The 14127-nt window shown below is 40.5% G+C and carries 14 protein-coding genes; 7 read left to right on the top strand and 7 right to left on the bottom strand.

Annotated elements, in window-relative coordinates:
- Positions 1–330 precede the first annotated feature (330 nt).
- From pfkA to cmk, 3 genes are all read right to left on the bottom strand, one after another.
- Positions 331–1311 carry a 6-phosphofructokinase gene (gene pfkA, locus ACYQ3L_RS13830; RefSeq protein WP_379994000.1) on the bottom strand — a complete coding sequence of 327 codons (981 nt, stop codon included), beginning with the start codon at positions 1309–1311 and terminating at the stop codon, positions 331–333.
- Between the two features lie 97 nt (positions 1312–1408).
- Positions 1409–2284 (bottom strand): 4-hydroxy-3-methylbut-2-enyl diphosphate reductase, encoded by an 876-nt coding sequence (locus ACYQ3L_RS13825; protein ID WP_379993998.1) that lies wholly within the window; start codon positions 2282–2284, stop codon positions 1409–1411.
- Entirely contained in the window at positions 2285–2977 is a 693-nt protein-coding gene (gene cmk, locus ACYQ3L_RS13820; protein WP_379993997.1) for a (d)CMP kinase, read from the bottom strand.
- A 394-nt stretch (positions 2978–3371) separates the two neighbouring features.
- Here cmk and nusB point away from each other — a divergent pair, with 394 nt between their 5' ends.
- The 7 genes from nusB to ACYQ3L_RS13785 all read left to right on the top strand — a co-directional run bounded on the left by nusB (position 3372) and on the right by ACYQ3L_RS13785 (position 8892).
- Positions 3372–4298, top strand: a complete 927-nt coding sequence (gene nusB, locus ACYQ3L_RS13815) for a transcription antitermination factor NusB (RefSeq protein WP_379993996.1) — start codon at positions 3372–3374, stop codon at positions 4296–4298.
- Between the two features lie 117 nt (positions 4299–4415).
- Complete coding sequence (yajC, locus tag ACYQ3L_RS13810) at positions 4416–4766, top strand: preprotein translocase subunit YajC (protein ID WP_379993994.1); 351 nt, start codon at positions 4416–4418, stop codon at positions 4764–4766.
- Between the two features lie 35 nt (positions 4767–4801).
- A complete protein-coding gene (locus tag ACYQ3L_RS13805; protein WP_379993993.1) occupies positions 4802–5785 on the top strand; it encodes a CdaR family protein in 984 nt (327 codons plus the stop codon).
- A 158-nt stretch (positions 5786–5943) separates the two neighbouring features.
- Positions 5944–6528, top strand: coding sequence for a dephospho-CoA kinase (gene coaE / locus ACYQ3L_RS13800; protein WP_379993992.1), 585 nt, complete (start codon positions 5944–5946; stop codon positions 6526–6528).
- Between the two features lie 6 nt (positions 6529–6534).
- On the top strand, positions 6535–7185 hold the full coding sequence (locus ACYQ3L_RS13795; RefSeq protein ID WP_379993991.1) for a carbonic anhydrase: 651 nt from the start codon (positions 6535–6537) through the stop codon (positions 7183–7185).
- Positions 7186–7213: 28 nt separating this feature from the next.
- Entirely contained in the window at positions 7214–8107 is an 894-nt protein-coding gene (locus ACYQ3L_RS13790) for a metal ABC transporter solute-binding protein, Zn/Mn family (RefSeq protein WP_379993990.1), read from the top strand.
- Positions 8107–8892 (top strand): metal ABC transporter ATP-binding protein, encoded by a 786-nt coding sequence (locus ACYQ3L_RS13785; RefSeq protein ID WP_379993989.1) that lies wholly within the window; start codon positions 8107–8109, stop codon positions 8890–8892. Before ACYQ3L_RS13790 ends, ACYQ3L_RS13785 begins: the two co-directional genes overlap by 1 nt.
- Positions 8893–8911: 19 nt before the next feature.
- Here ACYQ3L_RS13785 and ACYQ3L_RS13780 read toward each other — a convergent pair whose 3' ends face one another.
- The 4 genes from ACYQ3L_RS13780 to ACYQ3L_RS13765 all read right to left on the bottom strand — a co-directional run bounded on the left by ACYQ3L_RS13780 (position 8912) and on the right by ACYQ3L_RS13765 (position 14067).
- Positions 8912–9715: an alpha/beta hydrolase gene (locus ACYQ3L_RS13780; protein ID WP_379993988.1), complete on the bottom strand. Its 804-nt coding sequence runs from the start codon at positions 9713–9715 to the stop codon at positions 8912–8914.
- A 67-nt stretch (positions 9716–9782) separates the two neighbouring features.
- The gene (locus tag ACYQ3L_RS13775) at positions 9783–11051 is read right to left on the bottom strand and encodes a replication-associated recombination protein A (RefSeq protein ID WP_379993987.1); all 1269 of its coding nucleotides are present in this window, start codon (positions 11049–11051) and stop codon (positions 9783–9785) included.
- Positions 11052–11297: 246 nt separating this feature from the next.
- On the bottom strand, positions 11298–12443 hold the full coding sequence (gene cydB, locus ACYQ3L_RS13770; protein ID WP_379993986.1) for a cytochrome d ubiquinol oxidase subunit II: 1146 nt from the start codon (positions 12441–12443) through the stop codon (positions 11298–11300).
- Positions 12444–12513: 70 nt separating this feature from the next.
- Entirely contained in the window at positions 12514–14067 is a 1554-nt protein-coding gene (locus tag ACYQ3L_RS13765) for a cytochrome ubiquinol oxidase subunit I (RefSeq protein WP_379993984.1), read from the bottom strand.
- Positions 14068–14127: the final 60 nt, after the last annotated feature.

The following is a 14127-nucleotide window of genomic DNA, read 5'->3' as shown; positions in this document are numbered from 1 at the left end:
GATGTAAAACTAGCTCAATTTATTTATGCAGGCCTTTGTTCTGTCGCTTAATCGCCTAATTAAATATGCAAACGGTTGCAGGTTAAATAATTGGATGGGCAAATAAATATGTACAATTTGAGCTATAACGATGAGTCAGTATAATAATACGTTTTGAAATATGTGTTAATGATAGATGAAGAGAATGATTTATTGGATAGTAGATGTATTAAATTAGAGGTGCTTTATCTATAAATGCTAACTATTATGAATCTTCATATAAACGAAATACAGAGCCTGTTTTAGCAGGCTCTGTATTCTGTATCTATTACAGTCGAAAGATTTTTCTGATTATATTGAAAGAATTTTCAATGTATTTACCAAGTCCTGCTGCAACGGCTTATTTTTCTTGATCGCCTTTGAAAACGGCACATTCACTATTTCGTCGTTCTGTATGCCAATCATCACATTACGCTGTCCGTCCAGCAAAGCATCAATTGCCGCTGCACCCATCCGGCTCGCCAGAATACGGTCATTGGCAGTAGGAGAACCTCCACGCTGCACATGTCCCAGAATCGTTACACGTACGTCGTATTGGGGATATTCAGTCTTTACACGTTCTGCCATGGCCATGGCACCTCCGGTAATGTCACCTTCGGTAACAAGGACCAAACTACTGTTTTTACTTTTGCGGAAACCATTGGAAATCAGGTCTCCCAACTGGTCTTGCTGCAGCATCATTTCAGGGATAATGGCAGCTTCTGCACCTGATGCAATAGCACCGTTCAGCGCAAGAAAACCACATTCACGTCCCATAACTTCAATGAAGAACAAACGTTCGTGCGAACTCGCTGTATCACGTATCTTATCCACAGCCTGCATAATGGTGTTCAGTGCAGTATCGTAACCGATAGTCAGGTCGGTACCTTGCAAGTCGTTATCTATAGTTCCGGGTAAACCAACGATAGGATAGTTAAACTCCTGCGCAAATATACGAGCTCCGGTGAGAGATCCGTCACCACCGATAACTACCAATGCATCAATACCTTCTCTTTGCAGGGCCTCATAAGCTATTTTACGGCCTTCCGGTGTCTGAAATTCTTTACTACGGGCTGTCTTCAGTATTGTACCGCCTTGCTGTATTATATTACTTACGCTATTGGTTCTGAATGGTTCGATTTCATCGAATATCAGCCCTTTATAACCACGCATAATACCTTTTACTTCCAACCCGTTATAAATAGCGGCACGCGTAACAGCACGGATTGCAGCATTCATACCGGGAGCATCACCTCCGGATGTCAAAATACCGATACACTTAATTGTAGACATAGTTTTACTAATATTTTATTCTCTTTTGCATTTTTGAAAATCCGGTACAAAAATAAGAATAAAATAGCTGATTCGGTAATTTTTTAAAGCAATTTGGCTAAACTAATACCGATCTTATTTCATTTATCTTGGCTTCAACCTCTTCCATTTGCCATTTTGGTGTAGAGGTTGCACCACAGATTCCGATAGATGCGGTTTTGCTGACAACATCGGGATCAATATCAGACGGCGCGGTTATGAAATAAGAATTTGGATTGTATTTCTTACATTCTGCAAACAGTACCTTTCCGTTCGAGCTCTTTTCTCCTGCAACAAAGAAGATGATATCATTCTTTGAGGCAAACTCTTTGATATTCGGAATGCGGTTCGACACCTGCCGGCAGATGGTATCAAAGAATTCAAATTTGGCATCGCCTATCATGCGGCTTTGCATGATATCAATGATTTCCTGAAATCCGTCGAGCGGTTTGGTTGTCTGAGAAAACAAGCAGATGTTTTTTGAGAAATCAAGTTTCTCCAGATCGTCTTTCTTTTCTATGACAATGGCGGTAGACTCGGTTTGCCCAAGCAGTCCGTTTACTTCCGCATGCCCGTTTTTCCCATAGATAACTATTTGTGTATTATTATCTTTTTCATTATCATACTTGTCATGTATCTTCTTCTGCAGGCGGAGCACTACCGGGCATGAAGCATCGATAATTTCAATATTATTGTCCTTCGCTATCTGATATGTGGACGGCGGTTCGCCATGAGCCCTCAATAAAACCCTGGCATCTTTCAATTTTGCAAATTCCTCGTGATTGATTGTTTTCAAACCGAGTTGTTCAAGTCTGTCAACTTCCAGATTATTGTGTACAATGTCACCGAGGCAATATAATGTACCTCCTTTTGCCAGTTCCTCTTCCGCTTTTTTTATGGCATTGACCACTCCAAAACAGAAACCTGATTTTGCGTCTATCTCTATATTACTCATTTAGTTTGTTGTTATTTGTTTAAACTTCTCCAGCAACCATTGCATCTGTTCATCAATGGTCATATATGAATTATCCAGAAGGATGGCGTCATCCGCTTTTACCAATGGACTTTCAGCACGCGTCTGATCCATATGGTCCCTGGATTTCAGATTTTCCAATACTTCATCGAAAGTTGTTTCCGTATTACCTTTCGAACGTAACTCATCGAAACGCCGTTGTGCTCTTATTGTGGCATCCGCGGTAACAAAGACTTTCATCTCAGCGTCAGGGAATACAACTGTACCAATATCCCTCCCATCCATCACTATGCCTTTAGCCTTACCCAACTGTTGTTGCAAAGCAACCATTGCATGACGCACAAATGGAATGGCGCTCACAATGCTTACTTTCGATGAAACATCCATGCTACGGATAGCGGATTCAACATTCTCTCCGTTAAGATACGTATCAGGCGCTCCTGTATCTTTGTTTAACTGAAACTCTATTCTGATATTTTTTATTTCGTCATGCAATTTACCTTCGTTCAATTTGCCATCTTCGAATAAATCTTGCTGGATGCAGAAAAGTGTAACTGCCCTGTACATGGCCCCGCTGTCTATATAGATGTATCCGATTTGTTTTGCCAGGCTTTTCGCCATTGTACTTTTACCGTTCGATGAAAAACCGTCGATTGCAATAACTATTCTTTTCATATTTAATTTTAAAACATTCTATCAGAATAAATGTTTAGTCTATCCCTTATAAATTTATTTAATTATCAGGGGACAAAGATAGCTATTTTTAGCTATTGGCCGATACCTTTTTCATCCTTGTCAGACAGCCTGAAGCGCAATAATTTGTAACTCTTTCAAAAAAAACTGACATTTTTTCTTTTTTTATTCTGTCACTTTTCACTCAACGCTTGGTTTCCAATCTCTCAAAGAGCTGTAAGCTAACTGCTAAAGCCCCCGGCTCTGACTATTCCGACTGTATAGATAAAGTTTTCTGAAATATATTACAGACGCCATAATGAACTCTATTCCGAAAATAGTTACTTTATTGAAAAAAATGTTTAATTTTGCAGCCTGAAACATTTTAAATGTAGAAATGATAAACCGCGTTCTTATCCGTATCAGAGTTGTCCAGATACTGTTTTCATACAGTCAGGGTGAAACTACAGACATGAGAAAAGCCGAAAACGAGCTTCTTTTCAGTCTGCAAAAATCATACGATTTATACTTCTATTTACTATCACTTTTGGTTGAACTCACCGACTCCTATGCCCAAAAAGTCGATAACCGCAAGTCGAAACTTTTGCCCACAGAAGAAGATATAAAGCCAAATACGAGACTATTAAAAAACAAATTTATTCTTCAGTTGAGAGAAAACCTCGAATTGAATAAATATCTTAAAGACAGGCCGTTCTCATGGTACGAACATGAGACTTTCGTTCGTAGGATGCTTGACAATATTCTGAATTCGGATATTTATAGAGAATATATGGAAAGTGATTCTCACAATTATGACAATGATCGCGAATTTTGGCGTAAAACGTTCAAACACGTCATTTGTACCGATGAAGAATTATACACCTTGCTGGAGGATGAAAGCCTTTACTGGAATGACGACATTGAAATCATCGAGTCTTTTGTTTTGAAAACAATTAAACGATTTGAGGAAAATAAGGGAACGGCTCAGGAATTGCTTCCTATGTTCAAAGACGATTCCGATAGGGAATTTGCTGTGAAATTGTTACGGGAATCCCTTTGGAATGGCAAAGAGTATCGCGGGTTGATAGATAAATACACCAAAAACTGGGAATCGGAACGTATCGCTCTCATGGACATGGTAATAATGCAGATAGCTATAGCTGAGATAGTGAGCTTCCCATCCATACCGATAAGCGTAACCCTGAACGAATATATAGATATAGCAAAATCGTATAGTACAGCTAAAAGCGCATCTTTTATAAACGGTATTTTGGATGCAATTGTAAAAGAACTGAAAGAAGAAAAGAAGATAATTAAGAAATAATAATATTTATCATATTTTCACCTTCGCTCTAATTCAAAATAATCGCTTATATTTGTAAAGCTTTTTTTAGAAAAGGAGATAAATCAAGAATAATATAAATCAAATATTAAAGAATTTATGACTTTATTAAGTGTATTATTACAAGCAGCCGAGGGTGGTGCACCTGCCGGCGGAGGTTTTCTGGGATTAGGTAGCAGCGGTAGCATGATTGTGATGATGGTGTTATTGTTTGCCATCATGTATTTCTTTATGATACGTCCGCAGCAAAAGAAACAAAAAGCATTGCAGGAAGCGCGTAATGCCATCAAAGTAGGAGACAAAGTAGTTACAGCCGGAGGTATCCACGGAAAAGTGAAAGAGGTAAACGACTCTACATTTGTACTTGAAATTGCCGACGGAATAAAAATTACAATAGAAAAATCTTCTGTTTACGTTTCTGCTGCCGATACCCAGACTAACAACAGATAATTCTTTTGAACGAAACATAAGTCAGGTATAGCTATATGAGCGATACTAGAAATTTCATAATACAGGAAGTCAGATCGTTTTTCACAAAAATTTCATGGAAAAAGATGCTGACTTTTTTGTTTTTTGTATTGCTTTCCTCAGTTTTTTGGATGATGCAGGTTTATCGTCAAAAATTTGAGTCTACTCTTACCATACCTGTTAAGTATGTGAATATACCTGACAGTATAGTTTTCGAAAACGAACTGCCGTTGAAGATATATGTACGCATCAAAGATGACGGGGCGTCTATGTTCAAATACTATTTCACTCACAGAAACGATTCTTTGGAAGTAGATGTAAGGGATATAGTGAAAGGGACACAGGAAAAGGTGATCCAGGGACGAAACTTCGAACAGCTGGTACGGGGGAAACTTTTTGCTTCTTCGGAACTGATAAGCTATTCTCCTACCCGCGTATCTTATGCATATGCCGTATTGCATCAGAAGAAACTGCCTGTTATATATGACGGGTACATAAGCCTGGCATCAGGCTATCTGATCGACGGTGAGCTGACAATCAAACCCGATTCGGTGCTTGTATACGGCAGCCGTGCCGCGTTGGATACGCTGCATTACGCTCACACGGTCAGCGATACGCTCCGTGAAGTAACAGAGGATAAAAAAATGCTGGTTGCGATGAAGCAGACCAAAGGCATTCGTTTTGTACCCAACACTGTAGAATTAAATGTATCGGTAGATAAATTCAGCACAAAAGAAGTGGAAGTTCCTGTCGAGTGCATCAATTTACCGGAAAACCTGACAATCAAGTTCTTCCCGTCGTCTATCAAGATCCCGTTCTTTGTCGGTATCAAAAGATATAACGATATTTCGTCTCACGATTTTCAGGTAATTGTAGACTATAATGACCTCAAAGACCTGAAAGAAGCCTCAATTCCTGTACGGATAACCGAAAGTCCGGATTATATACAGACAAAAGGACCTGTTCCTTCCGAAGTGGAATTTGTGCTGGAGCAGAAATAGGTTGCGGACCTATTATTTACTAAGCTATCAACTGATTGGAAAAGGCTTAAATACAACACTAAGTAAATAATAGTTAATGATATGTTTTTCAAGAATTGATATAGGGCCGGAATACATCTATAATTATATACTTTTACTTAATTACAATCCTTCACAAAATGATTAAATTGGGTATAACAGGGGGAATAGGCAGTGGCAAATCTACCGTTTCCGAAATATTTTCTCTTTGTAATGTTCCTGTTTACATTGCCGATGCAGAAAGTAAAAGGCTTGTGGCAACTTCCCCAGTCATAAAGGAAAAGTTGATTAATATCTATGGGAAGGAATTATTTGAGGGCGGTGTGCTGAATAAAGCTTTGCTGGCTTCCCATATATTCAATGATAAAGCCAAATTGGAGGAGGTAAACGCAATAATACATCCCGAAGTAGAAAAAGATTTCAAAGAATGGGTAACTGACCATGCACATTATCCGGTGATAGCACACGAAGCCGCGATTCTTTTCGAGTCTGGTTTCAATAAGCTTATGGATAGGATAGTGATGGTATACGCACCTCTGGAAATAAGACTGGAACGCACTATGAAACGGGATAATACTACCCGCGAAAAAGTACTGGAACGTATGCAAAACCAGATGCCGGATGAAGAGAAAGCTAAACTTTCTGATTTTGTAATTGTTAATGATGGGACACGTTCACTGGTTGAACAAGTGCTCGGTATTCTGAAACAAGTAAAAGACTTATAAAACATAATGGAAATACAAAAATCATACAAGGGTATATTCGATGCAAATAAAAAATGGGTAGAGAAAATAAGCGAGGACAATCCGGACTTTTTTACCCATCTGGCAAATGAACAAAACCCCGATTATCTCTATATAGGATGTTCCGACAGCCGTGTGCATGCAAATGAAATAATGGGGCTTCAACCCGGAGAAGTATTTGTACATCGTAATATTGCCAATATGGTGGTCAACAATGACCTTAATGTATTGTCGGTAATAAACTATGCGGTGGAGTACCTGAATGTAAAGTATATCATTGTATGCGGACATTACAATTGCGGGGGGATAAAAGCCGCTATGGAGCCTAAAGATTTAGGAATACTGAATCCGTGGCTGCGTAACATACGTGATGTATACCGCCTGCATGAGAAAGAACTGGATACCATTTCCGACCCGCAAGCCAGGTATAACCGCCTGGTAGAAATAAACGTATACGAACAATGTCTGAATATAATAAAGACGGCGGAAGTACAGAAATCGTATCTGGCAAAGGGATATCCGCGTGTGGCCGGCTGGGTCTATGACTTGAACGACGGTATACTCCACGATCTGGAAATAGACTTTGAAAAAGAACTGAACCGTATCCGCAAGATATACGATCTAACAAAAGGAGAATAGGTCTGACGCAAGTTATAAATTATAAGTTATGAGTTATAAATTAGTTGTTACCATGATATTACTGGGTATTCTATCTCTTAGTGGTTGTAAACCATCTAAAGCAGATAAAATCCGGACTCTGTCGGTAACTATAGAACCACAAAAATATTTCCTGAGTAAAATTGCCGGGGACCATTATCAGATAAATTGTATTGTTCCATCCGGGTCCAATCCCGAAAGTGCAGACTTCACCCCATCACAGATGATGGCTATGGACAAAAGTGTGGCATACTTCAAAATCGGTTATTTGGGCATAGAAAATACATTGATAGATAAAGTATCGCAGAGTAATCCGGAACTTAAGATAGTAAACTGTTCGCAAGGAATAGAACCTATAGGTGATGCCCATATACATTGCGAAGATGACAGTCACAAACACAATCATACATACGGACATGCCGGAGGTGATCCGCATACATGGAGTTCGGTAAGGTCGGCTAAGATCATAGCCGAAAACATGTATAAAGCATTGTTAGAACTTGATGGCGAAAATGAAGCTGATTATACGGCTAATTACAACAAGTTGGTGTCGGGAATAAACAATACCGACAGCATTATAAAATCGTATTTAGACAAAGCCCCGAGCAAATCATTTATAATCTATCATCCTGCACTCAGCTATTTTGCCGATGAATACGGACTGACTCAGTATTCAATAGAATACGAGGGAAAAAATCCATCTCCATCCCAGTTAAAGGAACTGATTGACAAAGCAAAAGCTGAAGGAGTAAAAGTTGTATTCATTCAGCAGGAATTCGATACGAAAAATGCAGAAACCGTAGCAGAAGCGATAAATGGGAAAACAATCCGGATAAACCTGTTATCGTATAATTGGGACGAAGAAATGATAAAAATAGCCAAAGCATTGGCACAGGAAAACTGATGAGTAAGATACTTGAAATAAGAGACCTATCGGTCGGATATGATGACAGCCCTTATGTCTTGAAAAACGTGAACCTGAATGTTTTTCAAGACGATTTTCTGGGTATTATCGGCCCTAACGGCGGTGGAAAGACCACTTTGTTGAAAACGATACTCGGGCTTGTAAAACCAGCGAACGGCACTATATCTTTTTTCAGGAATAACGTAAAAACAGATAAGATAAACATCGGTTATCTGCCCCAGATAAATCAGATAGATAAAAAATTCCCCATATCTGTACACGATGTTATACTATCGGGGCTGACTATCAAACACCGTATTTTTTCACCTTATACCAAAGAACAAAAAGAAAAAGTAGGGGTAATCGCGAATCAGATGGGACTGGATAAACTTATCGACAGGCCTATAGGCGCATTATCCGGAGGCCAGCTCCAACGCACCTTACTTGGACGCGCTATTATAGACGGACCGGACCTGCTGGTGCTCGACGAACCTAATTCGTATGTGGACAAACGTTTTGAGACTGATTTTTATAAAATACTCGAAGATATAAATAAAGACACCGCCATTATTCTTGTCTCACATGATGTGGGTACGGTGATATCGCTCGTTAAAAATATAGCCTGCGTGAATGAAGGCCTTCACTATCATTCCGGTACCAATATTACGACCGAATGGCTCGAAGAATCATACTCCTCCTGCCCCATCGAAATTGTCGGACACGGCGATTTTCCGCATCGGGTATTGGATAAACATGAGGGTTGCGATTGTTGTAAAGATGATTAAGGACACAGTCATATCTATTTCATTTATCCAGCAGCCTTTTTATTTCCCTTCTATACACTTCATTATCAGTTATATTGTTGTGTTCTTCATTTTCTAATGTAATCAGCGAATCCGATTTTTTTAATACAGCCTTCAATCTCATGGAATTATTATAATTAATCACCTTGTCTTTATTTCCGTGAAAGATGACAACCGGCATTTTACATTCACTCACATATTTACATGTCTCCAAGTTGTATTTGACCAGAAAACCCGGGATAACAGGACAAATGTCCTGTATAACATTTGTAAGGCTATAATAAGGAGCCTGTAAAATCAGCAGGTGAGGATTATTTGTCGCGGCAATCTTTGCGGCCGGACCGGTTCCGATAGAGAAACCCAGTACAATTATCTGGTCCTCATCATATCGCTTCTTCATCTCATTGTAAGCGAGCTGGATATCACTGAATAATTGATTCTGGCTATCAACCTCTCCTCCGCTTTTGCCGAATCCTCTGTAATCGAGGAAGTAAACATCGTAGCCTAAATCCGTATATACAGAAGCCAGATGTCCCCATGAATCAAGAGCCCCGGCATTACCATGCAGATAGAAAATCAATCCTTTCGGATTTTCTGTTTTGAACAGGAGGCTATTCAATGGTGTCCCATCCTGCGCTTTTAAATATATTTCCTCAAAATCCTGCTTAAACCGGAAAATATAGTTATTATCAAGTTTTGTAGGGTAAAATATCAGCTTTTCCTGAAAAAAGTAAAAAAACCCACATAGAAATATATAGAGTGATAATAAAACCACAAAGATTCTGATTACAGCTTTTTTCATCATTTATAAAGTTCTTTTACCGTCCCATATTTCATTGGTACATTTACCGATTGGCATACCGGCACACTGTTCAATACCTGTCCTTCCACAATTTTTTCAGCCATTCCACAATTTTGCTCTCCGATGCATTTTGCTGAGGCTTCCAGAATTGGCGTCCTTTTATTTCTTTAGGCACATAATCCTGCTGTACAAAGTTATTCTCGAAGCTGTGCGCATATTTGTAGTTTTTACCGTAATCCAGTTCTTTCATAAGCTTGGTAGGAGCATTGCGCAGATGCAAGGGGACCGGCAGGTTACCCGTTTCATTCACCAACGCGATAGCCTCATCTATAGCCATATATGCCGAGTTACTCTTTGGCGAAGTTGCCAGATAAACAGTAGCTTCGGCTAAGACAATCCGGCCTTCCGGCCAGCCAATCTTCTGCAAAGTATCGAAGCATGCATTCGCCAGTAAGAGGGCATTGGGGTTTGCCAGCCCTATATCTTCCGCCGCCGAAATAACCAGCCGCCGGGCGATAAACTTCGGATCTTCTCCACCGGCCACCATCCGTGCCAGCCAGTAGATGGCCGCGTCGGGGTCACTGCCCCGGATAGACTTGATAAAGGCTGAAATAATGTCATAATGCATCTCGCCTCCTTTATCATATGCTGCCGGATTTTCCTGCAAGCGTTCTGTCACTACCTTATCTGTTATGACAACCTTATCGCCGACATCTGCTCCCGTCACTAAGTCGAGTATATTTAACAACTTGCGGGCGTCACCTCCCGAAAAGCGAAGCAATGCATTGGTCTCCTGTAATTCGACATTCCGCTCTTTAAGTATAATATCCTGTGTCACGGCACGGTGAGCCAGTTCGATCAGGTCATTCTTATCCAAGGATTGTAAAACGTACACCTGACAACGAGACAACAATGGCCGTATAACTTCAAATGAAGGGTTTTCCGTTGTGGCGCCTATCAATGTAATCACCCCCGTTTCTACCGCATTGAGCAACGAATCCTGTTGTGATTTTGAAAAACGGTGGATTTCATCGATAAATAAGATAGGGCTTTTTGTATTGAAGAACTGGCTCTTTTTGGCCTGTTCTATCACCTCACGTACATCTTTCACCCCTGAGTTTATCGCGCTCAATGTATAGAACGGCGTATCCAGTGTGTTGGCTATTATCTGGGCCAGCGTCGTCTTTCCTACTCCGGGAGGTCCCCAGAGAAGAAATGACGGTATTCGCCCCGATTCTATCATCTTGCGCAGGATAGCGCCCTCACCCACAAGATGCTTTTGTCCTATATATTCGTCCAGGGTACGTGGACGCAAACGTTCTGCTAATGGCTGGCTCATACATTTATTGAGATTATCATAACCCAAATTTACAAAAAGTTTCTATTAGTCCGAAATAGAATAATAAATTCTCCTTTACTCACTGGCTGACTAAAAGTGCGGATCAGTAGTTGTATTTAAATGTTGGATTCTTTTATGCTACGCACAGTCAAAGACTGTATCGAAGGCTACCCCATAACTAACGGACAAAAAAAGAGACGGGAATACTTTGCTGGTATTCCCGTCTCTTCTATTTAACAAGACAGATCAATACACATGTCCGTCATCTTTGAAGTCTTTTACATCGAAGCGTTTCTTTTCCAAAGAATTCCATGCATAAATAATATATGCAAGCACAAACGGAACAAGGATGGAAACAATGCTCATCACTGTTAACGTGAATTCACTCGAAGAAGAATTTTGTATTGTCAACGAGCTTTGAGGATCGGTAGCAGATGGATAATAAGCTGTATTGTTGAACCCTGTGATAAGAAGCAGCATACATACAGTCAGCACTGTACCTGACCCTGTAAACCATATACCGAAACTATAACCTTTAGTCAATAATGTTTTACCGATGCCAAATAGTACAAGCAAAACTCCTGCGACAAACACAATACCCGTTACAGGCATCTCTATCAGGTTATTAAAGTATTTATGTGGTTCCATAAATACTTCTTTTGTATCAGGGTTTACAGCGAACCCGTCTGCAATAAACGCCCAGATAACAAATGCCAAGAAGAATATTACAAATGGTACACAATTATACAATAAGAACTTACGCGAACGATCTACCAGCTTTTCGTCCTGAAGGCGATTGATAAAGAACAAACAAGCCTGCGTACGTGCAAGGAAGAAAACTGTCAGCCCTAACAGCCAATTACGAGGATTGGCAAGAGCTTCCAAGCCATGCCATTCACTTCCCCAACGGCTGATAACCGGGTTTATCACATCAGTCATATTTTCTTTATTCACTGTGAAGTCAGATCCTGTAAAGAATGTAGCCAGTGCCGCCCCCACGAGGAACGTACCCAGCAAGCCGTTGGTAAACAAGAACCAACGGTACGTATTACGCCCATACAGGTTACCTGGTTTCGACTGAAACTCATATGATACCGCCTGCAATACGAAGCAGAACAGAATCGCCATCCATACCCAATATGCCCCGCCGAAACTGGTAGAATAAAACAATGGGAAAGATGCGAACAAAGCTCCGCCAAAAGTTACAAGAGTAGTAAATGTATATTCCCACTTGCGACCTAAAGCATTAACAAGTATCATGCGCTCTTTTTCGTCTTTAGCTAAAGAGAAGAGCATCGATTGTCCGCCCTGAACAAATAGAAGGAATGCGAAGAGACCTCCGATCAGGCATATGAGGAACCACCAATAATGTTGTAAAAATGAATAATCCATAATTATATCTTTTAGAGATTTCGTGACTTTAATCTTGAAATCTTGAAATTATTAAATCTTAAAATCTTAATTAGTGAGAGTCCTCCGGACCTTTTTTAATCTGATTGAGCATAATACGAATCTCCGCGATAAGTAATGCTGTAAACAAAGCCAGGAACAAGAAGAATGATATCATTACCGATTTAACAGAAATAGCCGATACCGCTGCCTGTAGTGGTAATACATCCTGTATAGTCCAAGGCTGGCGTCCGATTTCGGCAACCATCCACCCGGCCTGACCGGCAATGTATGCCAAAGGAATAGTCCACAGACACGCCCACAGAAGCCATTTCTTATTTTCGATATCTTTATTCCTATACACAAAGAAGGAAAGCACAACGAACAACAATACGAACCAGCCCCCAAGGTAAACCATAATGTGGAATGGCCAGTACACCAACGGTATATTCGGTATCAGTTGCTCCGGAGTATCCAGATAACCATATCCGAAATATGAATAATTAGACTTCAATATTTCTTTATATTCATTGGCTGCCGTTTCATTTCCCTCTTTTTTAGCCTTTTTGTAATCGGCGAGTGCCTGGATAGCTGCTTTTCCTTTGATCTGTTTTTCTGCAAATGAAAGGGCAGTAGAACCATCCGGCTCTTTGTATCCGCCGTCAATTATGTCCTTGATACCCGGAACGTAGGCGTCCAGTTCGCCAAAGCTAAGCCATGACAGGCCTTTCGGTATACTTATATTGATTAGATATGGGTCCACACCGTCTTTATATGACTCTTTCGCCGGATTAGGGATGGCAAAGGCTATAAGCCCCACTCCTTCTCCACCTTCATATAAGCCTTCCATCACAGCCAGCTTCATCGGTTGCTTATCCGCTACCTGCTGGGCCGAACCATGTCCTGTCCAGGCTATAAGAAGAGATGACGCTAACCCGAATCCTGCTGCAACTTTCATACTCTGTTTGGCGAACTCGGTATCTCTCTTTTTCAGCAGATACCACGCAGCCACTCCGGCTACGAATACCGCACCCAGTATCCAGCCCGAAAGCACCGTATGAAAGAATTTATTAATAGCTACCGGAGATAAAGCGATATCCCAGAAGTTAATCATCTCGTTACGGGTAGTATCCGGATTAAACTCCATTCCCACAGGATATTGCATCCACGCATTTGCAATAAGTATCCATAACGCCGAAAGGGTCGCTCCGGTAACAGTTAACCATGTAGCTGTCAAGTGAGCTTTTTTGCCAACCCGTTTCCATCCGAAGAACATAATGGAAATAAAGGTGGCTTCAAGGAAAAATGCCAGTGTGGCCTCGATAGCCAGTGGCGCGCCAAAAATATCGCCTACAAACCAGCTGTAGTTAGACCAGTTGGTACCGAATTGAAATTCCATGATAATCCCTGTAGCAACCCCTATAGCGAAGTTGATACCGAAAATGACCATCCAGAACTTAGCGGTCTTCTTCCACTGTTCGTTACCTGTACGCACATACATTGTCTCCATGATTGCCATTATGATCCCCAGCCCGAGGGTAAGGGGCACAAACAACCAGTGATACATTGCTGTCATAGCAAACTGGGCTCTTGACCAGTCTATTAACGATGTACTTAGTAGTTCCATAAATATTAGTTTTATATTAGTAAATATATGAGGATTTCTATTATTATTTAGCTGAAGTGA

The organism is Dysgonomonas termitidis (assembly GCF_054657735.1).
The sequence above is the reverse complement of the archived record's forward strand: the minus strand, read 5'-3'. Positions and strand labels throughout refer to the sequence as shown.

Coding starts and splice junctions, on each gene's coding strand:
- ACYQ3L_RS13785 (WP_379993989.1), top strand. CDS start 8,107: ATGAGTAAGATACTTGAAATAAGAGACCTATCGGTCGGATATGATGAC.
- nusB (WP_379993996.1), top strand. CDS start 3,372: ATGATAAACCGCGTTCTTATCCGTATCAGAGTTGTCCAGATACTGTTT.
- ACYQ3L_RS13775 (WP_379993987.1), bottom strand. CDS start 11,051: ATGAGCCAGCCATTAGCAGAACGTTTGCGTCCACGTACCCTGGACGAA.
- coaE (WP_379993992.1), top strand. CDS start 5,944: ATGATTAAATTGGGTATAACAGGGGGAATAGGCAGTGGCAAATCTACC.
- ACYQ3L_RS13825 (WP_379993998.1), bottom strand. CDS start 2,284: ATGAGTAATATAGAGATAGACGCAAAATCAGGTTTCTGTTTTGGAGTG.
- ACYQ3L_RS13805 (WP_379993993.1), top strand. CDS start 4,802: ATGAGCGATACTAGAAATTTCATAATACAGGAAGTCAGATCGTTTTTC.
- ACYQ3L_RS13765 (WP_379993984.1), bottom strand. CDS start 14,067: ATGGAACTACTAAGTACATCGTTAATAGACTGGTCAAGAGCCCAGTTT.
- ACYQ3L_RS13795 (WP_379993991.1), top strand. CDS start 6,535: ATGGAAATACAAAAATCATACAAGGGTATATTCGATGCAAATAAAAAA.
- ACYQ3L_RS13790 (WP_379993990.1), top strand. CDS start 7,214: ATGAGTTATAAATTAGTTGTTACCATGATATTACTGGGTATTCTATCT.
- pfkA (WP_379994000.1), bottom strand. CDS start 1,311: ATGTCTACAATTAAGTGTATCGGTATTTTGACATCCGGAGGTGATGCT.
- cmk (WP_379993997.1), bottom strand. CDS start 2,977: ATGAAAAGAATAGTTATTGCAATCGACGGTTTTTCATCGAACGGTAAA.
- yajC (WP_379993994.1), top strand. CDS start 4,416: ATGACTTTATTAAGTGTATTATTACAAGCAGCCGAGGGTGGTGCACCT.
- ACYQ3L_RS13780 (WP_379993988.1), bottom strand. CDS start 9,715: ATGATGAAAAAAGCTGTAATCAGAATCTTTGTGGTTTTATTATCACTC.
- cydB (WP_379993986.1), bottom strand. CDS start 12,443: ATGGATTATTCATTTTTACAACATTATTGGTGGTTCCTCATATGCCTG.